15 protein-coding genes and 5 pseudogenes are annotated in these 17,911 nt (G+C 64.2%); 13 read left to right on the top strand and 7 right to left on the bottom strand.

What is annotated here, in order from left to right; all coding sequences use genetic code 11:
* Positions 1 to 234: 234 nt before the first annotated feature.
* The 4 genes from GT370_RS17680 to GT370_RS17670 all read right to left on the bottom strand — a co-directional run bounded on the left by GT370_RS17680 (position 235) and on the right by GT370_RS17670 (position 3,649).
* On the bottom strand, positions 235 to 1,125 hold the full coding sequence (locus GT370_RS17680) for an SDR family oxidoreductase (protein ID WP_008495192.1): 891 nt from the start codon (positions 1,123 to 1,125) through the stop codon (positions 235 to 237).
* Between the two features lie 65 nt (positions 1,126 to 1,190).
* A complete protein-coding gene (locus tag GT370_RS17675) occupies positions 1,191 to 1,694 on the bottom strand; it encodes a YciE/YciF ferroxidase family protein (protein WP_008495191.1) in 504 nt (167 codons plus the stop codon).
* 63 nt (positions 1,695 to 1,757) lie between these two features.
* Positions 1,758 to 1,847 carry a KGG domain-containing protein gene (locus GT370_RS21675; protein WP_083878787.1) on the bottom strand — a complete coding sequence of 30 codons (90 nt, stop codon included), beginning with the start codon at positions 1,845 to 1,847 and terminating at the stop codon, positions 1,758 to 1,760.
* Positions 1,848 to 2,587: 740 nt separating this feature from the next.
* The gene (locus GT370_RS17670; protein ID WP_442865457.1) at positions 2,588 to 3,649 is read right to left on the bottom strand and encodes a GlxA family transcriptional regulator; all 1,062 of its coding nucleotides are present in this window, start codon (positions 3,647 to 3,649) and stop codon (positions 2,588 to 2,590) included.
* A 12-nt stretch (positions 3,650 to 3,661) separates the two neighbouring features.
* On the opposite strand from GT370_RS17670, the gene GT370_RS17665 reads away from it, so the two are divergent.
* From GT370_RS17665 to GT370_RS17650, 4 genes are all read left to right on the top strand, one after another.
* Complete coding sequence (locus GT370_RS17665) at positions 3,662 to 4,285, top strand: DJ-1/PfpI family protein (RefSeq protein ID WP_270183474.1); 624 nt, start codon at positions 3,662 to 3,664, stop codon at positions 4,283 to 4,285.
* A 153-nt stretch (positions 4,286 to 4,438) separates the two neighbouring features.
* Positions 4,439 to 4,885 (top strand): MarR family winged helix-turn-helix transcriptional regulator, encoded by a 447-nt coding sequence (locus GT370_RS17660; protein WP_051060378.1) that lies wholly within the window; start codon positions 4,439 to 4,441, stop codon positions 4,883 to 4,885.
* A gap of 71 nt (positions 4,886 to 4,956) precedes the next feature.
* Positions 4,957 to 5,280, top strand: coding sequence for a hypothetical protein (locus GT370_RS17655; protein WP_270183473.1), 324 nt, complete (start codon positions 4,957 to 4,959; stop codon positions 5,278 to 5,280).
* A gap of 3 nt (positions 5,281 to 5,283) precedes the next feature.
* Positions 5,284 to 6,702 carry a DHA2 family efflux MFS transporter permease subunit gene (locus tag GT370_RS17650; RefSeq protein WP_008495185.1) on the top strand — a complete coding sequence of 473 codons (1,419 nt, stop codon included), beginning with the start codon at positions 5,284 to 5,286 and terminating at the stop codon, positions 6,700 to 6,702.
* Between the two features lie 46 nt (positions 6,703 to 6,748).
* Here GT370_RS17650 and GT370_RS17645 read toward each other — a convergent pair whose 3' ends face one another.
* Both GT370_RS17645 and GT370_RS17640 read right to left on the bottom strand, forming a co-directional pair.
* The gene (locus tag GT370_RS17645; RefSeq protein ID WP_008495184.1) at positions 6,749 to 7,492 is read right to left on the bottom strand and encodes an SDR family oxidoreductase; all 744 of its coding nucleotides are present in this window, start codon (positions 7,490 to 7,492) and stop codon (positions 6,749 to 6,751) included.
* A 27-nt stretch (positions 7,493 to 7,519) separates the two neighbouring features.
* Entirely contained in the window at positions 7,520 to 8,203 is a 684-nt protein-coding gene (locus GT370_RS17640) for a DJ-1/PfpI family protein (protein ID WP_008495183.1), read from the bottom strand.
* 79 nt (positions 8,204 to 8,282) lie between these two features.
* Between GT370_RS17640 and GT370_RS17635 the strand changes: the two are divergent.
* Positions 8,283 to 9,226: pseudogene (locus GT370_RS17635) on the top strand (GlxA family transcriptional regulator).
* Positions 9,227 to 9,469: 243 nt separating this feature from the next.
* Here the strand turns inward: GT370_RS17635 and GT370_RS17625 are convergent.
* A pseudogene (locus tag GT370_RS17625) lies at positions 9,470 to 9,730 on the bottom strand (DUF2867 domain-containing protein); the annotation flags it as partial.
* 416 nt (positions 9,731 to 10,146) lie between these two features.
* Between GT370_RS17625 and queE the strand changes: the two are divergent.
* The 8 genes and pseudogenes from queE to rbfA all read left to right on the top strand — a co-directional run bounded on the left by queE (position 10,147) and on the right by rbfA (position 17,827).
* Positions 10,147 to 10,781, top strand: a pseudogene (queE, locus tag GT370_RS17620) (7-carboxy-7-deazaguanine synthase).
* Complete coding sequence (locus GT370_RS17615; RefSeq protein ID WP_008495178.1) at positions 10,781 to 11,152, top strand: 6-pyruvoyl trahydropterin synthase family protein; 372 nt, start codon at positions 10,781 to 10,783, stop codon at positions 11,150 to 11,152. The pseudogene queE and the gene GT370_RS17615 overlap by 1 nt, the downstream one beginning before the upstream one ends.
* Positions 11,152 to 11,856 carry a 7-cyano-7-deazaguanine synthase QueC gene (gene queC, locus GT370_RS17610; RefSeq protein ID WP_008495177.1) on the top strand — a complete coding sequence of 235 codons (705 nt, stop codon included), beginning with the start codon at positions 11,152 to 11,154 and terminating at the stop codon, positions 11,854 to 11,856. The genes GT370_RS17615 and queC overlap by 1 nt, the downstream gene beginning before the upstream one ends.
* 250 nt (positions 11,857 to 12,106) lie before the next feature.
* Positions 12,107 to 12,487: a ribosome maturation factor RimP gene (rimP, locus tag GT370_RS17605; protein WP_270184423.1), complete on the top strand. Its 381-nt coding sequence runs from the start codon at positions 12,107 to 12,109 to the stop codon at positions 12,485 to 12,487.
* A gap of 16 nt (positions 12,488 to 12,503) precedes the next feature.
* Positions 12,504 to 14,019, top strand: a pseudogene (nusA, locus tag GT370_RS17600) (transcription termination factor NusA).
* Between the two features lie 108 nt (positions 14,020 to 14,127).
* Positions 14,128 to 14,637: a DUF448 domain-containing protein gene (locus GT370_RS17595; protein ID WP_270183472.1), complete on the top strand. Its 510-nt coding sequence runs from the start codon at positions 14,128 to 14,130 to the stop codon at positions 14,635 to 14,637.
* A 62-nt stretch (positions 14,638 to 14,699) separates the two neighbouring features.
* Positions 14,700 to 17,399, top strand: a complete 2,700-nt coding sequence (gene infB / locus GT370_RS17590) for a translation initiation factor IF-2 (protein ID WP_270183471.1) — start codon at positions 14,700 to 14,702, stop codon at positions 17,397 to 17,399.
* 18 nt (positions 17,400 to 17,417) lie between these two features.
* A pseudogene (gene rbfA / locus GT370_RS17585) lies at positions 17,418 to 17,827 on the top strand (30S ribosome-binding factor RbfA).
* Positions 17,828 to 17,911 lie beyond the last annotated feature (84 nt).

Here is a 17,911-nt window from a genome sequence, read left to right as displayed (position 1 = left end):
CACCGTTAGCAGCATCGGCAATCTGGTCATGTTTTATCCTTACCCCCCTGCTCATGACCCGTGCGGGGCGGCTTGTCTTTCATGGCATTGCGGTCCCCCGTCTCGGTGTGCTGTGCTTCGGGGGCCTTGCAGGGGGTCTGACGGGTTTGGACGGATGTATGCAACCAGGATCGATATCGCCTACCGGCTCGTTGGCCGTTGTCCGGTTCTGGACCATGACGCAGCTCCCTTCGATTAAGGCAAGTGTCCGCCGCCGGTGGCACCATAAATTTCTCCGGTGACGAAGCTTGATTCCTGCGAGGCCAGCAACACGTAAACCGGCGCAAGTTCCGCCGGCTGGCCCGGACGCTTCATCGGTACTTCGGCGCCAAACGCCTGGACCTTTTCCTGCGGTTGGCCACCGCTTGGCTGCAGCGGCGTCCAGACGGGGCCCAGAGCCACGGCATTTACCCGAATCCCTTTCTCAGCCACCTGTGTGGCCAGGCCGTGAGTAAACGCTGCAATCGCCGCTTTTGTCGAGGCATAGTCCAACAGCCCCGGCGACGGCTTGTAGGCCTGGATCGAGGTTGTATTGATGATTGTGTTTCCAGGCGGCATGGCGGGGAGAGCCGCCTTGCAGAGCCAGAACATCGCATAGACATTGGTCCTGAAGGTCTTATCGAATTGCTCCGTGGTCAAACCCGAAATCTGTTCGACATAGACTTGCTTACCGGCAACATTGACCAGAATATCCAGCCCGCCCAGCGCTTGAATGGCGTCTTCCACGAGTTTTAGGAAAAATGCCCCATCCGATAAATCGCCTGGTAAAAGCGTGATATTCCGCCCTTCCTCGGTGAGGATGCGGTTTACTTCCGCCGCATCCTCATCCTCGGCAGAGAGGTAGTTGATCGCGATGTCGGCGCCTTCGCGTGCAAAAGCAATTGCGATTGCCCGCCCGATGCCGCTATCGCCGCCGGTAATCAGCGCCCTTCGACCTTTCAGCCTCCCGAAACCCTCATAGCTGCGCTCGCCGTGATCCGGCTTTGGCACCATATCAGCCGCGAGACCAGGCGGAGATTGGGGCTGCCTCTCAAACTCAGGCTTCGGATATTGGGCTGCCGGGTCTTTCATGTTGTACTGATTCACGGCGCTTCGTTTCTCTTTTCAGAGCCTGTTAAAGGAGGTTTAGCCTCGTGCCGAACCCGCACTTGTCAGGCCGCCTTTTTGTTGACCTCGCGCTCAGCGACTTCGGTCAGCTTGTGATCGGCGTGTTTCTCTTCCTGCAACGTGACCTCCAGCAGGCCGACAGATTCATCGCGGTCCAGGCGTTTCGCCATGGCGATCAATGTGCCATAGCGGCTGATCTCGTAATGCTCGACAGCCTGCGCCGCCGAGGCGATCGCCGCGTCCAGCACGTCGGGGTCGCCAACATCGCTCATCACCTGCTTGGCTTCGGCGATAATGCCTTCGATGGCTTCGCAGGTCACACCCTTCGCCTCGGTATTGAGAAGCTGGAACACTGTCTCAAGCCGTTTGATCTGTTCCTGCGTTTCGGTGAAATGTGTCGACAGCGCGGTTTTCAACGCCTCATTATTGGATTTTTCGATCATCGTCGGCAATACCTTGATGATTTGGTGCTCCGCATAATAGATATCGCGCAGCGTATGCAGATACAGGTCATCAAGCGTTTTGATCGGGGTGGTGAAAAGGCCCATTGTCGTTCTCCTGGTGGCGATGAGGGATCGGGAGCGCGCGACACGCTCCCGATCGGTCCTGGGTCAGTGCGAGCCGCCCTTGCGGCCGGCGTCGGACGAACGCTCGCGGTCATTGGCGAAATTTCCAGGATTTGAATTATGTTTTTCAGCCATAGCGTTTCTCCGTTCTGTTATCGTCAGAGGCAGCACGCCGCCTGACAAGCGGGAGGTTGGAAGTTATCGAAGAGATTGCAACAGAGGCTGGAATTAACATACGGCTTTTAACCATACCCAGGAAAACCTCTGCTATAAACCTATGAAAAGTCTGGTGAGGTTAGTTCGGCTGTCATGAAATCAATGTTTGTGAGGCGGCTTTCAACGCGGTGCAGGCCGATGCGATGTTCATGTGATTCTGGACATTCAATTTTTACTCGTTAGGCGCTCAATTTTTCCTATGCTCAGGCTTCGGTACCGCGAAGGAGCTTCGATCATGATAAAATTTATGTTTGCTGCGTCTCTGGCTCTGTTAGCGGCGAACTGCCATCCGGTTATGGCGCAACCCCTGACCTCGCCCAATCAGGACGCGACCAGCACCACCACGAAGGTGCCGCATCCTGAAACGACAAAAAGCCCATGAAATGCGGCAAACTGGAAAGCCTCAGGATGCGGCGCCGCCCTCCGGCGGGGTGGATTCCGGCTCTTCAAATGGCATGACCGGAAATAATGGCGGCGATGGCACTGCCAGCAGCGGTCAGAAATAGCCTGCCTCCACCTTCGGTCGTGCCTCCACTTGTTATGCAGGAGGTCGGCAACCTGAAGGTCACATGTTCAAATCGTACTCGCGAAACCAGCCATCAGTTCTTTGAATTAGAGATCCAGCGGGTTTTCTGAGTCCAGATGCCGCCATCCCAAAACTACCTCCGGAATCCTACTGGAACCACCCGAGAGAAAACCAAGTCGTGCTCAGCCGTATGCGCAAACGCGGCGCATCGCCTGCGGGGCTGGCCGAAATGGCGAACGAATGCCCGGCGCATTCGTTCTGGGTCGTGAAATCCCGTTGATGCCGCGATTTGTTCGATCGGCTCGCGGGAGGACTCGACACGCTCTCGGGCGACTTCAAGCCTTAACCGTTCCACGGCCCTGGCCGGGCTGATCCCGATCTCGCGCGTGAAGGCGCGGGCAAAGTTGCGCGGGCTCATCGCCATGTATGCCGCGAGCCGTTCCACGGTCAGGCGCTCGGAAAGATGGGCGCGCATGTAATCCAACAAGGGCGCGAAGGGCGTGGCATTGCTGCCCAGTTCGGCCAGCGCGGAAAATTGCGATTGCCCGCCTGGCCTGCGGTAATAGACGACCATCTGTTGCGCGACATGTTTTGCGACCGCTTCTCCCAGATCCTCCGCGACCAGCGCCAGGGCCAGATCGATTCCCGCGCTGATGCCGGCGGACGTCCAGATCGTGCCGTCTCGGACATGGATGCGATCGGCTTCGACCCGTATGGCCGGAAACAAGCGCTGCAATTCTTCCGCCCGATGCCAGTGGGTCGTTGCCCGTTTGCCGTCGAGCAGCCCCGCCGCGGCCAGCAGAAACGCACCTGAACAGACGCTGCAGAGACGCCGCGTATCCCGGGCGCGGCTGCGAAGATAGGCGGTGTTCTCATGATGGTGCATCGCCCGTCGGCTGCCATTGCCGCCGACCACGATCAGCGTGTCCATGGCCGGCGCGTCATCGGCCCGGAGGCTGTCGAGGGCGAGGCCGGACGAACTGCGGACCGCGCCGCCATGCATCGAGATGAGCTGGAGGCGATAGGAGCCGGGCGCGAGCCGCTCGGCGATCTCGAACACGGCGGTCGGGCCGGCGGCGTCAAGGATCTGGAAATCCTCGAAGAGGAAGAGGGCAATAGTCTTCATCGCTGTCAGAAAATGAGGGATCATTGTCATTTGGTCAATCGGCCAGTTCGGGCATGGTTTCGTCAGCATCAGGAGCCTGTCATGAACAACCCGCCATTCCGCATCGTCTTCGCCATCTATCCCGACATGACCCAGCTTGATTTCACCGGGCCGCATCAGTTTTTCGTGCGCTGGCCCGATAGCGAGGTGATCATCGCCAGCCCCGCCGGGGGTGACGTGCTGAGCGAGGGCTTGATCTTTGCTGGAACCAGGCGGCTGGCGGAGATTGAGGCCTGCGATCTGATTTGTGTGCCGGGCGGCCGCGGTACGACGGCCACGGCGCTGGATTCGGCCTTCATTGCCGAGATCCGGCGGCTGGGACTGGCCGCGCGCTATGTCACCTCGGTTTGCACCGGCTCGTTGATCCTCGGCGCTGCCGGTCTGCTGGTTGGCCGGCGGGCCGCCTGCCACTGGGCGTGGCGTCATCTTCTGCCGCTGTTTGGCGCGATTGCCGATGACGGACGCGTCGTGCGTGATGGAAACATCATAACCGGTGGCGGGGTGACGGCGGGCATCGATTTCGCGCTGGCGGTGCTGGCCGAGATCGGGGGCGTGGAGCAGGCACAGATCATTCAGCTCGGGCTTGAATATGCCCCGCGCCACCGTTCGACGCGGGGCGGCCGGAAACCGCCCCGGCCGCGATCCTGGCGGCGTATCGGGCGCTGATGGCGGATATTCTGCCGCGCCGCGAGGCGGAAGCGCGTGAAGCCGCCAACCGCCTTGGTATCGGGCGGGCATGACATAATCGTCGCTTGCGTGGCATAGCATATTTAGTAGTTAAACTTGCAAGTTTAGCTGTTTTTATGTAAGGGTGAGGGCATGGATCGATCTTCCGGCATGCCCGCGCCTCTCGAAACCGCCGTTACGGAGCTTTCGCTGGCGGTCGGCCAGCTTTTGCGGCGCCTGCGTGCCGACACCAACCCGGACGGGCTGACATGGTCACAGACCATGGTACTGGCACGGCTCGATAAAGCCGGCCCGATGACGACAGCCGATCTCGCGCGGGCCGAGGGGGTCAAACCGCAATCCATGGGTGCCACTCTCGCGGAATTGGAGGGCGAGGGGCTGGTCTCGCGCCAACCGCATCCAACCGATGGCCGGCAGATCCTTTTCGCTTTGACGGAGGCCGGCATTCAGGCGCGGCATCGGCGCAGTGCCGCGAAACAGAAATGGCTGCTCGAAGCCATGGCCAGACTCACCCTCGAAGAACGGGAGACGCTCATGTCCGCCGTGACGCTGATCAAGCGTCTGGGTGAGGCGGAATAGGTCGCAGCACGGGCCCAGCCGCAGCTTGGCGCCCAGCATTTATCGTCTGACAAGGAGCCGGCATTCATGAATTGGCTGCACGACATATCTTACCTGTTCGGGGCATATTTCTCGCCAATGCCGTTCCGCATTTTGTCAGCGGCACGATGGGGCAGGCCTTTCAAAGCCCGTTCGCCAAGCCGCCGGGACAGGGGCTTTCCTCCTCCACCGTCAATGTCCTTTGGGGATTTGCGAACCTTGTCTTGGCCTATCTGCTCCTTATTCGCGTCGGCAATTTCAATCTGCATGCCGCCGATCAGGTCATCGCCGCCGGCGCGGGCGTGCTGCTGATCGGCCTGTTTTCCGCCCGCACATTCGGGCGTTTCCACGGTGGCCATTCGCCCAAGCAATCATAACGCATGCCCCAAGGCCCGGCCCCGGAAGATGTCGCGAAGGATACGCAGCTCGATCCCGAGGTATGGAGAATTGCCGCCGTCGCCTTGTTTGGGGGCCTGCTGGCGCAACTCGATGCCACCATCGTCAATGTCTCCCTGTCGAGCCTGGCTGCAGATCTGCACGCAAGTTTTTCAATCATTCAGTGGGTCACCAGCGGTTATCTGCTGGCGTTGGCCCTGGCTCTGCCGTTGAACGGATGGCTGGTCGGCCGCATCGGCGCGAAATCGCTTTACCTTTGGTGTTTCGCGGGTTTCACCTTGTCCTCGGCGCTGTGCGGGCTGGCCTGGTCGGCGGATGGCTTGATCGCGTTCCGCGTTTTTCAGGGCATCAGCGGCGGGCTCCTCGCCCCCATGGCGCAGATGATGATCGCCAAGGCAGCCGGCAGGCACATGGCGCGTGTGGCCGGGTACATGGCGCTGCCGGTTCTGCTGGCGCCGGTCTTTGGCCCGATCATTGCCGGCGCCATCCTGCAATATGCGTCATGGCGCTGGCTTTTCCTGGTCAATTTGCCCGTCGGCGCGCTCGCCTTCCTGTTGGCCATTCTGTTCCTGCCGCGAGACCGGGAAGAGGTCACCCGCAAGAAGCTGGACTGGCTTGGCCTTGCATTGCTCTCGCCGGGACTGGCGCTGTGCCTCTACGGCGCGGACAAGATCGGTCGGATGACGGGCCGGGCGACCCTCGCTGCCGGTATCATCATGATTGCCGGCTTTCTTTGGACGGCGCGGCGCAAAGGCGATGCGGCGTTGGTTGATCTGCGGCTGTTCAAGATCCGGGTGTTTTCGGCCGCAATCGTGACGCAGTCCCTCTCGAACGGCGTGCAGTTCGCGGGGCAGATGCTCATCCCCGCCTTTTTGATTCAGGCATGCGGCCGCGCGCCGGCCGAGATGGGCTGGATGCTGGCGCCGCTCGGGCTGGGCATGATGGTGACCTATCCGCAGATGGGTGCGCTGACCGACAGGTTTGGCATCCGCGCCCTATCGGCGGGCGGTGCGCTGCTGGGTTGCATCGCCACGCTGGCGTTTCTTTATCTGGCGCTCCATGGGCTCAACCTGTTCATACTAATCCCCACGCTGTTCCTGCGGGGCTTGGGCATGAGCGCCGTCGGCTTGCCATCCATGACCGCCGCATATGCCGCTATTCCCAAGCAAGATCTGCCCATGGCAACCACCTCGCTGAACATCGCTCAGCGCCTCGGCGGGCCGATCATGACAACGCTTTGCGCGACATTCCTCGCCTGGAGGCTGGGGGCGCATGGTTCCGGCCCGGCGGTGGCGACCGCCTACGCCTGGGCCTTTCTGCTTCTTTGCATATTTCAGGTCGCTGTTTTCCTCGCCGCATGCCGTTTGCCGCGCCATTTGGACGATGTCAGGCGTGCCGAATGATCGAGGAGACGCTTGCGGGTATTTCGCCTGCTACCATGGCTCAGCCTCAAATCTGCGAGACACCGCCATCCACGACCAGCTCCGCGCCGACGACATAGCTGGACTCATCGCTGGCCAGATAGAGCGCCGCGGCGGCAATGTCCTCCGCTGTCCCCATACGGCCGACGGGCACCGTCGCAGCGGCTTTGTCGCGGAACGCCTGAAGCTCTTCCGGGCTGCGATGCCGGCTGATCAGGGGTGTGTCGATGAAGCCAGGAGAGATCGTGTTGACCCTGATCTTGCGATCCAGAAATTCGCGAGACCAGGTTCGTGCGAGGGACCGCACGGCGGCCTTGGCGGCCGAGAGCAGGGAAAGGCCGGGCCGGCCGACATGGATGATGAAGGAGGTGCTCAGGATGACCGAAGCGCCAGGGCGCAAAATCGGCGCCACGGCCTGCATGGAGAAGAAGACGCCCTTGACGTCGATATCCATTATCTCATCATAGCGCGCCTCATCGGTCTCGGCGAGCGGGGTGCCATAGGCGATGCCGGCATTGGCGAAGAAGACATCGAGTTCACCAAAGGCTTTCGCGACGTCCTTGCTGACCTCCTGCATATCCGCGACCGAGCGGGCGTCGGCCCGCAGGATCAGCGCCTCTTCGCCGAGCTCGGCGCGCACCGCCGCGAAGCGGCTGGTATCGCGCCCGGTAACGGCCACGCGCGCGCCCTCGCGGAGGAAGAGCTTGGCGGTGGCCAGGCCAATGCCACTGGTGCCGCCGGTGATCAGGACGGTTTTATTCTTCAGTCTCATTTCCGTGGTCCTTTCTAAGCCAATCTCTCAACCGGCTGGCCGTAGCTGTGCGGCGACGATCGCGATGCGCCGTTCGGCATCGGCAAGCGCGGTGGAGAGACGGGCATTGACGGCCTCCAGGACCGGCCGCGGCGCCATCTCCGGCAACCCCGCCGCGAAGGGTGGTTCTGGCGCGTATTCCAGCAGAAGCTGGGCGCCCTGTGCGGCTTCCTCTCCCCGCAGCTCGGCAATCAGGGAGAGGGCAAAATCCATGCCGGCGGTCACCCCGCCGCCGCTGATACGGTTGCCGTCACGCACCACCCGGCCAGCATCCGGGATCGCCCCAAAGGCGGACAGAAGCGTTCGAAAGGCCCAGTGGCAGGCCGCGCGGCGGCCATCCAGCAGCCCCGCCGCGGCGAGGATCAGCGAGCCGGTGCAAACCGAGGTAACATATCCAGCGCTTGCACCAAGCCGCCGGATTTCGGCGAGAAACCGGGGCGTCTCCAACGCCGCAATACAGCCAAGGCCACCGGGGACGAGGAGAACGTCGCAGGAGTCTATCCTCTCCAGATCTTGCAGCGCGCCAAAAGTGAGGCCGTCCGCGACAATCTCTTTCTGGCTGAGCGCGGCGAGCTGGATATCCATCTCCGGCAGGACGCGGAGGATCTGATAGGGGCCCGTAAAATCGAGCGGTGTCACCCCTTCATAGAGGGGGATGACGACATTTGTCATGGCGGATCTCCTTTCGCCAACGACAGTGACGGAAAAAGACATTGGCATAAATGACATATATCCCTTAATTTAAGACGTCATGCATCATATCGGTTTCTTTCTCTATCCAGGCCATCAGATCCTGGATTTCGCCGGGCCGTTCGGCGCGTTCGAAGCGGTCGCCCGGATTGCCGACCGGCCGCTTTACGCTCTGGAGGTCCTGTCGCGGGCCGGCGGCAAGGTGCGCGGCAGTGGTGGGGCCATGGTTGAAAGCCGTGCCCCGAAAGGCGTCGCGCTGGACACGCTGATCGTCGTCGGCGGCGACATCGCGCCGATGCGGGCGCCCGGCGAAGTTGCCGCCGTGCGCGCGCTGGCCGCAAAGGCCGCGCGTGTCGCCAGCGTCTGCACGGGGCGTTCCTGCTGGCGGAGGCGGGGCTGCTGGCGGGGCGCCGGGCGACGACCCATTGGCGGGTCGCGCATCTGCTGCAGCGGGAATACCCGGCTGTCAGGGTCGAGGCCGATCGCATCTTCATAGCCGATCGCGATGTCTGGACATCGGCGGGGATCACCGCGGGCATCGATCTCGCCTTGGCTCTGATCGAGGCTGACCATGGTGTCGAGATGGCGCGCGAGGTCGCCCGCGAGCTCGTCGTTTATCATCGACGCTCCGGCGGACAATCGCAATTCTCGCCATTATCGCAGATGGAACCGGCAACCGACCGCATCCGCCTGGCGCTTGCCTTCGCACGCGATCATCTGCCCGAGCCGCTGGGCGTGGAGCGCCTGGCCGAGGCCGTGCATCTCAGCCCGCGGCAATTCAGCCGCGCGTTCCGCCGAGAGACCGGTGAAACGCCGGCCCGGGCCGTTGAGCGGTTGCGCGTCGAAGCTGCGCGTGTGCGGTTGCGGGAGGGTGCCGAACCGGTGGAGCAGATTGCGCGCGCCGTGGGATTTACCGATCCCGAGCGCATGCGCCGTGCATTCGTCAAGCTCCATGGCATCCCACCACAGGCCATCCGTCGAGCCGCGCGACAAAATCTGGACTGAGCCGGCGCTCGCCCGCCCGGCCGCATTACCGCCAGCCGCGCGCCGCGGCGGCAGAGAGGTTGGAGCGGATGACCTGCCGATGAAACGGGGCGATCGCCAACAAATAGGCCCTGCCGACAAGATTGTGGCAACGCACCACGGTCGTCGCGACAAGCTCCGCCCCTCGCCATCATGCCGCGGCCGGATTAACAGCGAGGCCCGGAAATCGAGATGCCGATCATCCTCACCCAGCACAACCTCGTCGCGCGATCTTGACCTGACCCGGAAGAAATCGATGTACCCCGCCCCGCCTGCCACGGCCTGCTCCCGCAATTGACGCGAGGATTTGATGCCAAACGGACGGACGACCTGGTCGCGGATCGACAGCAGAGCCCGGAACCACGGGGCCGGGTGGCCGAGCGTGCTGCGGGCGAGAGCCTCGATGCCCCGCGCCGCATCCTCTCCGCTCAACTCCACGGCGAAGGCATCCGCAAGATCAGCACCTGGCACCCAGTCTGCGATCATGCTCTCCTGCGGGCACGCGACCTGCCTGACGATTATTCTCATGGGCTCTTTCCTTGCCATTGTTGTATCGACCGCCCAGCGACGGCCCGGCGCGCGACGCATTGCATCGATCCCCGCCCGCAATTCCAGCGTCCCCTCAACAGGCGCAAAGCCTTCCATGAAACCTGAGTCGGGGTAACCCCAAGATTCGGAACTCAGGCGCCGCCGCAAGAGAAAATTACGACTTTATTGCTAGGGCGAGATGGGTAACCCCCTCGCTCGACCAGGTTTTGCCCAGCAGCTTCACGTGTCTATCTCGACGCTGCCGCGTCAATCTAAACAGCTATTGCGCTGAGGGCTTTGCCACAGCGGGGCAGGGTTTCGCGTAAGCGGCATTGCCATGCGGGCCGCCCGGCTATAATCCCCACGCCGCAGCCATGGCCTATAGCGTTAAAGAAATCTTCTACACCTTGCAGGGCGAGGGCCGGAATGCCGGCCGCGCGGCGGTGTTCTGCCGTTTTGCCGGCTGCAATCTCTGGTCAGGCCGCGAGGAAGACCGCGCCACGGCGATCTGCCGCTTCTGCGACACCGACTTCATCGGCACCAACGGCACCGGTGGTGGCCGCTTCGCCGATGCCGCCGATCTCAGCGCCGCCATCGCCGCCGCCTGGTCGCAGGACCAGCCGGAGGACAGGCTGGTCGTGCTCACCGGCGGCGAGCCGCTGCTGCAGCTCGATACACCTCTGGTCGATGCCCTGCATGCGGCGGGGTTCGAGATCGCGGTGGAAACCAACGGCACCATCGCCCCGCCTGCCGGGGTGGACTGGCTCTGCGTCAGCCCAAGGCCGGCGCGGTGCTGGCGGTTGCGGGCGGCGACGAGCTGAAGCTGGTTTTCCCGCAGCCGGACGCCCTCCCGGCGCGCTTCGAGGGGCTGGCCTTCCGGCATTTCCTGCTGCAGCCGATGGACGGCCCCGACCAGGCCGCCAATACTGCGGCGGCGGTGGCTTATTGCATGGCGCATCCGCGCTGGCGCCTCTCGCTGCAGACGCATAAATTTTTGGGAATCCGCTGATGTACGAGCTCAGCAAGCAATTCATCTTCGATGCCGCGCACACGCTGGAGCGCAAGATCGAAACCGACCCGAGCCGGCGCATCCACGGCCATACCTATCTTGCGGAGGTGACATTGCGCGGCAAGGCGGACCCGGCGAGCGGCATGGTGATGGATGTCGGGCTGCTGGCCCGGCTGCTGGAGGAGGTGCGCGACGGGCTGGACCATCGCTTCCTCGATGAGGTGCCGGATCTCGGCCCCGCTACCATGGAAAATCTCTGCGCCTGGATCTGGACGCGCCTCGCCGCCGCCTGCCCGGCCTTGTATCGTGTGACCATCTCGCGCGCCTCCAACCAGGATCGCTGCGCCTATTACGGCCCGGAGGCGGCATGATGGACCAGAACGCCGCCCTGGTGCTGTTCTCCGGCGGCCAGGATTCCGCCACCTGCCTGGCCTGGGCGCTGGCCCGCTATGGCCGGGTGGAGACGCTGGGCTTTGATTACGGCCAGCGCCACCGGGTGGAGCTGGATGTCCGCCTGCCGTTGCGCGAGGCGATGGCCAGGCTCGTCCCCGGTTGGGCGGCGCGGCTGGGCGAGGATCATCTGGTGGATTTCTCCGTGCTGGGCCAGATCAGTGACACCGCGCTGACCCAGGACTCGGCGATCACCATGCAGGAGAACGGCCTGCCCAGCACCTTCGTGCCCGGCCGCAACCTGATGTTCCTCACCTTCGCCGCCGCCATCGCCTATCGGCGCGGGATCAAGCATATCGTCACCGGCGTCTGCGAGACGGATTATTCCGGCTACCCGGATTGCCGGGACGATACGGTGAAGGCGCTGCAGGCGGCGATCAATCTCGGCATGGAAAGCCGCTTCGTGCTGCATACCCCGCTGATGTGGCTGGACAAGGCGCAAACCTGGGCGCTGACCCAGGAGCTGGGCGGGGACGGGCTGGTTGAGACCATCCGCACCGGCTCGCATAGCTGCTACAACGGCGACCGCTCAACGCTGCATCGCTGGGGCTATGGCTGCGGCAAATGCCCGGCCTGCGACCTGCGCGCCCAGGGCTGGGAAAAATTCTGGGCCGAGGCGGTCTGAGCGCCACCCATGCGAATCCCCCTTGCCCTTTCTCCCCCCGGGCGTACATAAGCGCCAACAAAACCCGCTGTTTCACAGGGTGGCCCTAACCGGCCGCCTTTTTTATTGGATTTTACGTGTCAGATAACCGCCCGACCCATACCGGCCTGGAAGGCCGCATTGCCGACATGATCGTCGAGCCGCTGGAAGCCCAGGGCTATGAGCTGGTGCGCGTGCAGGTGATGGGCACCGAGACCCCACCGTGCAGATCATGGCCGACCGCGCCGATGGCACCGGCTTCACGGTGGAGGATTGCGAGAAAATCTCCCGCCTGCTCTCCGCCGTGCTGGACGTGGAAGACCCGATCGACAGCGCCTGGACGCTGGAGGTCTCCTCCGCCGGCATCGACCGGCCGCTGACCCGCGCCAAGGATTTCAACGCCTATGCCGGGTTCGATGCGCGCATCGAGCTGAATTTCCCGGATGCGGCGAACCGCAAGCGCTATACCGGCAAGCTGGCCGGCGCCGATGCCACCACCGCGAAACTCACCCTGGAAAATGGCGAGACCGTCGAGATCGCCCGTGATAATATCCGCAAGGCCAAGCTCGTCCTCACCGACGCGCTGATCGCCTTCACCACCCACCCAAAGTGACAAACTAGAGGATCGCATGGACACCTCCGTCAACCGCCCGGAATTGCTGCTCGTCGCGGACGCCGTGGCCCGGAAAAGCAGATCGAACGCGAGGACGTTCTGGAAGCGATGGAGCAGGCCATCCAGAAGGCCGGCCGCGCCAAATACGGGCATGAGAAGGATATCCGCGCCGTCATCGACCGCAAGACCGGCGATGTCCGCCTCTCCCGCTGGACCGAGATCGTCGAGACGGTGGAAAACGAGGAAACCCAGATCCCCGTCGCCATCGCCAAGAAATTCGCCCCCGAGAAAGAGATCGGCGACTTCCTGATCGACCCGCTGCCGCCGATCGATTTCGGCCGCATCGCCGCGCAGACCGCCAAGCAGGTGATCGTGCAGCGCGTGCGCGAATATGAGCGCTCCAAGCAGTTCAACGAGTTCAAGGACCGTGTCGGCGAGATCATCAACGGTGTGGTCAAGCGCACCGAGTACGGCAATCTGATGGTCGATCTCGGCCGCGCCGAGGCGCTGCTGCGCCGCGATGAGTGCATCCCGCGCGAGAACCTGAAGAATGGCGACCGCGTGCGCGCTTATATCTATGATGTGCGCGAGGAGCCGCGCGGCCCGCAGATCTTCCTCTCGCGCACCCATCCCGGCTTCCTGGCCAAGCTGTTCGCGCAGGAAGTGCCGGAAATCTATGACGGCATCATCGAGATCAAGGCGGTCTCCCGCGATCCCGGCTCGCGCGCCAAGATGGCGGTGATCTCCCGCGACGCCTCGATCGACCCGGTCGGCGCCTGCGTGGGTATGCGCGGCTCGCGCGTGCAGGCGGTGGTGGCCGAGCTGCAGGGCGAGAAGATCGACATCATTCCCTGGTCCCCCAATGTCGCCACCTTTGTGGTGAACGCGCTGGCCCGGCCGAGGTCTCCAAGGTGGTGATGGATGAGGAAGCCGGCCGCGTTGAAGTGGTGGTGCCGGACAGCCAGCTCTCGCTGGCCATCGGCCGCCGCGGCCAGAATGTGCGCCTGGCCTCGCAGCTCACCCGCTGGGATATCGACATCCTGACGGAAGCCGAGGAATCCGAGCGCCGCCAGGAAGAGTTCCGCCGCAAGACCGGCCTGTTCGTGGCCGGGCTGGATGTGGATGACATGATCGCCGGCCTGCTGGTGCAGGAAGGTTTCGAGACGATCGAGGATCTGGTCACCACCCCGCTGGAAGAGGTCGCCACCATCGAGGGCTTCGATGAAAACGTCGCCGGCGAGCTGGTGCGCCGCGCCACCACCCATCTCGAGCGCCAGGCCGCCGAGCTGGAGGAAAAGCGCGTCGAGCTGGGCGTGACCGACGATGTCGCCGCCATCGAGATCTTCTCCGCCAAGGATTTGATCGCGCTGGGCGAGAAAGGCGTGAAGACGCTGGATGATCTGGCCGATCTGGCCGGCGACGAGCTGGTGGAGATCCTCGGCGAGGATGTCATGAGCGAAGAGCAGGCCAATGAGATCATCATGGCCGCCCGCGCCCATTGGTTCGAAGGGGAGGATGGCGACGCAGCCTGACCCCCAAACCGCGCCGGAAGAGATCCTGGCCGATGAGCCGGAGCGCGGGCCGCTCCGGCGTTGTCTGGTCACCCGCACCCAGGGCCGCGTGAGGCGCTGCTGCGTTTCGTGGCGGCACCTGACGCAACCCTGGTGTTCGACCCCGGCGCAACCCTGCCCGGACGCGGACTCTGGTTGAGCGCGGACGCGGATGTGCTAGATTTAGCGGTCCGGCGTGGTGTATTCTCACGCGCCGCACGCTGCGCGGTGAAAGCCCCGCCGGATTTGCGCGCCCAGGTGGAAGCCGCGCTGACCCGGCGCATCACCGATCTGCTGGGCCTGGCCCGGCGCAGCGGTGCCGCGATCTCCGGCTTTGAGAAGGCCCGGGAATGGCTGCAGGCAGGCCGGGCCGGGATCATCGTCCAGGCCGCCGATGGCAGCGCCGAGGAGCGCGCCCGTTTCGCGGGCGGACGGCCCATTCCCCAGCTGGCGGTTCTTTCCGCCGCCGCGCTGGGCCGGATCTTTGGCCGGGAGCATACGGTGCACGTTGTGGTGGCACCGGGGCGCCTCGCCCACATGATCGAAATCGAGGCGCAGCGCCTGCGGGGTGTTGCGAAGGAAAGCGTAAGCGGGCAGTAGAGCCCAACCAACAAGGCCGGGGTCAAATCCGGCCGCGATGTGAAGATTGGACCGGATTAGGCATGAGTGACGGCAACGACCAGAATGAAACCAAGGGCAGGCTCTCGCTGCGCCCCGCCGCGCGCGCGGATGCCGGGCATACGGTCGATGCCGGATCGGTGCGGCAGAGCTTTTCCCATGGCCGCACAAAGGTTGTGCAGGTAGAAGTTCGCAAGAAGCGCGGCGGCGCCCCGGCGCCCGCCGGTGCGGCGCCCGCCAGCACGGCACCGGCCGCGCCGCTTTCGCTGCGCCCGCAGAATAATGACCGCCCGGCCCCGTCCGGCAACGCGCCCTCGCGCCCCCGTCAGGGTGGTGGTGGCGGCACGTCTGGCCAGCGCGCGCTGACCGCGGCCGAGCTTGCCAACCGCCAGCGCGTTCTGGCCGCCGCCGCCAAGGCCGAGGCCGAGCGCCGCGAGCAGGAGAAGATCTCCATCCTCTCCGCCGCCGAGGAAGCCCGCCGCAAGGCCGAGGAAGACGCGAAGCGCGAGGCCGAGGAAGCCGCCGCCCGCGAGAAGGAAGCCGCCGAGGCCGCGATCCGCGCCAAGGAAGAGGCTGAGGCCGCCAAGGCTGCCCCGGCAACGCCGGCCCCTGCCCCGGCCCCGGCCCAGCCGGCCGCGCGCCAGCCCGCCGCCACCCCAGCCCGCGCCGGCGCGCCGGCGCCGGCGCGTCCCGGCACCCCGGCCGCGCCGCGCACCACGCTGCAGCTCAAGCCCGGCGGCCGCGACGAGGAAGAAGACGCCCCGCGCGGCCCACGCCGCCCGATCGTCACCGCGCCCAAGCGCGGCACCCCGGTCGCCCCGGCGAAGAAAATCGGCGACGGCAACCGCCGCGCCGGCCGTATCGATGTGCAGGCCGCAATCGCGGGCGAGGACGAGAAGACCCGTTCGCTCGCCTCGGTGCGTCGCCAGCGCGAGCGTGAGCGCCGCCAGGCGGAGCTGGAGAAGCTGCGCTCAGATGGCGTGAAAGTGGTGCGCGAGGTCGTGCTGCCAGAGACCATCACCGTGCAGGAGCTGGCCAACCGTATGGCCGCTCCCGGCCGCGACGTGGTCCGCGCCTTGATGAAGATGGGCGTGATGGTCACCATCACGCAGGTGATCGACGCCGACACCGCTGAGCTGGTGGTGCAGGAATTCGGCCACAAGGTCCGCCGCGTCTCTGACTCCGATGTCGAGCTCGGCTTGGCCGGCGAAGCCGACAGCGATGACGAGCTGCAGGCCCGCCCGCCGGTCGTCACAATCATGGGCCATGTCGATCACGGCAAGACCAGCCTCTTGGACGCGCTGCGCCATACCGATGTCGCGGCCCGCGAGGCCGGTGGCATCACCCAGCATATCGGCGCCTATCAGGTGACCCTGCCCTCCGGTCAGGCGATCACCTTCCTCGATACGCCGGGCCATGAAGCCTTCACCGCCATGCGCGCCCGTGGCGCCGCCTCCACCGACATCGTCGTACTGGTTGTGGCCGCCGATGACGGCGTGATGCCGCAGACCATCGAGGCGATCAAACACGCCAAGGCGGCGAGCGTGCCCATCATCGTGGCGATCAACAAGATCGACCGCCCGGGCGCGGACGCCAACCGCGTGCGCAACGAGCTGCTGCAATACGAGATCGTCACCGAGAGCATGGGCGGCGAGACCATCGATGTCGAGGTTTCGGCGCTGAAGAAGACCAACCTGGACAAGCTGGAGGAAGCCATCCTCCTGCAGGCCGAGGTGCTGGAGCTACGTGCCAACCCGGAACGGTCCGCCGAAGGTGCTGTCATCGAATCCCGCCTGGACAAGGGCCGTGGCCCGGTGGCCACCGTGCTGGTCCAGAAGGGCACGCTGCGCCAGGGCGAGATCGTCGTGGCCGGCGCCCAGTGGGGCCGCATCCGCGCGATGATCAACGACAAGGGCGCCCAGCTGAAGGAGGCTCTGCCCTCCCTGCCGGTCGAAATCCTCGGCCTCTCCGGCGCGCCCACCGCGGGCGAGCCGTTCGTGGTCGTCGAGAATGAGCAGCGCGCCCGCGAGATCACCGAGTATCGCGCCGCCAAGCTGCGCGAGCGTCAGGTGGCCGCCCAGACCGCATTGCGCGGCACGATGGAAGAGATGCTCGCCCGCATTCAGGCCGGCGCGCAGAAGGAAGTCGCCGTCGTCGTCAAGGCGGATGTGCAGGGTTCGGCGGAAGCCATCGGCGTGGTGCTGGGCAAGCTCGGCAACGAGGAGGTCCGCGTGCGCGTGATCTATTCGGGTGTCGGCCAGATCACCGAGAGCGATGTGCAGCTGGCGAAGGCCTCCGATGGCCTGATCATCGCCTTCAATGTCCGCGCCAATGTGCAGGCCCGTGAGCTGTCCCAGCGCGAAGCCGTGGATATCCGCTACTACTCGATCATCTACGAGGTGTCGGACGACATCGAGAAGCTGGTCAAGGGTAAGCTCTCCCCGGTGCATCGCGAGAAGTTCCTGGGCTACGCGGAAATCCGCCAGGTGTTCAACATCACCAAGACCGGCAAGGTCGCGGGTTGTTACATCACCGAGGGCGTGGTCAAGCGCGGCTGCGGCGTGCGCCTGCTGCGCGACAACGTGGTCATCCATCAGGGCGAGCTCTCGCAGCTCAAGCGCTTCAAGGACGACGTCAAGGAAGTGGCGCGCGGCTATGAGTGCGGCCTCTCCTTCGCCGGCTACCAGGATCTGCGTGAAGGCGACGTGGTGGAGTGCTATGAAACCGAAATCGTGGCGCCCTGATCGTCCCGGAGCGGTTATATGAAGCACTCTAACGACTCCAAAGCTGCCGCTGGCCCAAGCCAGCGTCAGCTGCGCGTGGGGAGGAGATTCGGCATGTCCTCTCCGATATTCTCATGCGCACGGAATTCCACGACCCGCTCCTGGCGCGTGAGCATCTCACCGTCTCGGAAGTGCGGATGTCGCCGGATCTCAAACACGCGCTGGTCTTCGCCACCGTGCTCGGCCAGAAGGATATCCGCCCGCTGCTGCCGGCGCTGAAGCGCGTCGCCCCGTATCTGCGCGCGCAGATGGCGCCGCGTCTGGGCCTGCGCGTGGCCCCGGAGCTGAAATTCGTCGCCGACGAGGCGCTGGACGAGGCGACGCGGATCAACAAGCTCCTGCACAGCCCGGAAGTAACGCGCGATCTCGGGCCCGACAAAAAAGACTGAAAAAAGTTTTTTGGCGCCGCTTTTTTCAAAAAAGCGGCAAAAACGCCGGGGTGGTGACGGCGTCTGTGCAACGTCCCGAACATT

The sequence above is a fragment of the Acidocella sp. MX-AZ03 genome, assembly GCF_027626035.1.
Classification (GTDB): domain Bacteria; phylum Pseudomonadota; class Alphaproteobacteria; order Acetobacterales; family Acetobacteraceae; genus Acidocella; species Acidocella facilis.
This window is presented reverse-complemented; position numbering and strand designations above follow the sequence as displayed.

Bases quoted from the DNA above. Each gene is read 5' to 3' on its own strand.
- queC (WP_008495177.1), top strand. From the start codon at position 11,152: ATGGACCAGAACGCCGCCCTGGTGCTGTTCTCCGGCGGCCAGGATTCC.
- GT370_RS17645 (WP_008495184.1), bottom strand. From the start codon at position 7,492: ATGAGACTGAAGAATAAAACCGTCCTGATCACCGGCGGCACCAGTGGC.
- GT370_RS21675 (WP_083878787.1), bottom strand. From the start codon at position 1,847: ATGGCTGAAAAACATAATTCAAATCCTGGAAATTTCGCCAATGACCGC.
- GT370_RS17640 (WP_008495183.1), bottom strand. From the start codon at position 8,203: ATGACAAATGTCGTCATCCCCCTCTATGAAGGGGTGACACCGCTCGAT.
- infB (WP_270183471.1), top strand. From the start codon at position 14,700: ATGAGTGACGGCAACGACCAGAATGAAACCAAGGGCAGGCTCTCGCTG.
- GT370_RS17675 (WP_008495191.1), bottom strand. From the start codon at position 1,694: ATGGGCCTTTTCACCACCCCGATCAAAACGCTTGATGACCTGTATCTG.
- GT370_RS17615 (WP_008495178.1), top strand. From the start codon at position 10,781: ATGTACGAGCTCAGCAAGCAATTCATCTTCGATGCCGCGCACACGCTG.
- GT370_RS17650 (WP_008495185.1), top strand. From the start codon at position 5,284: ATGCCCCAAGGCCCGGCCCCGGAAGATGTCGCGAAGGATACGCAGCTC.
- GT370_RS17660 (WP_051060378.1), top strand. From the start codon at position 4,439: ATGGATCGATCTTCCGGCATGCCCGCGCCTCTCGAAACCGCCGTTACG.
- rimP (WP_270184423.1), top strand. From the start codon at position 12,107: ATGGCCGACCGCGCCGATGGCACCGGCTTCACGGTGGAGGATTGCGAG.
- GT370_RS17670 (WP_442865457.1), bottom strand. From the start codon at position 3,649: ATGCTGACGAAACCATGCCCGAACTGGCCGATTGACCAAATGACAATG.
- GT370_RS17665 (WP_270183474.1), top strand. From the start codon at position 3,662: ATGAACAACCCGCCATTCCGCATCGTCTTCGCCATCTATCCCGACATG.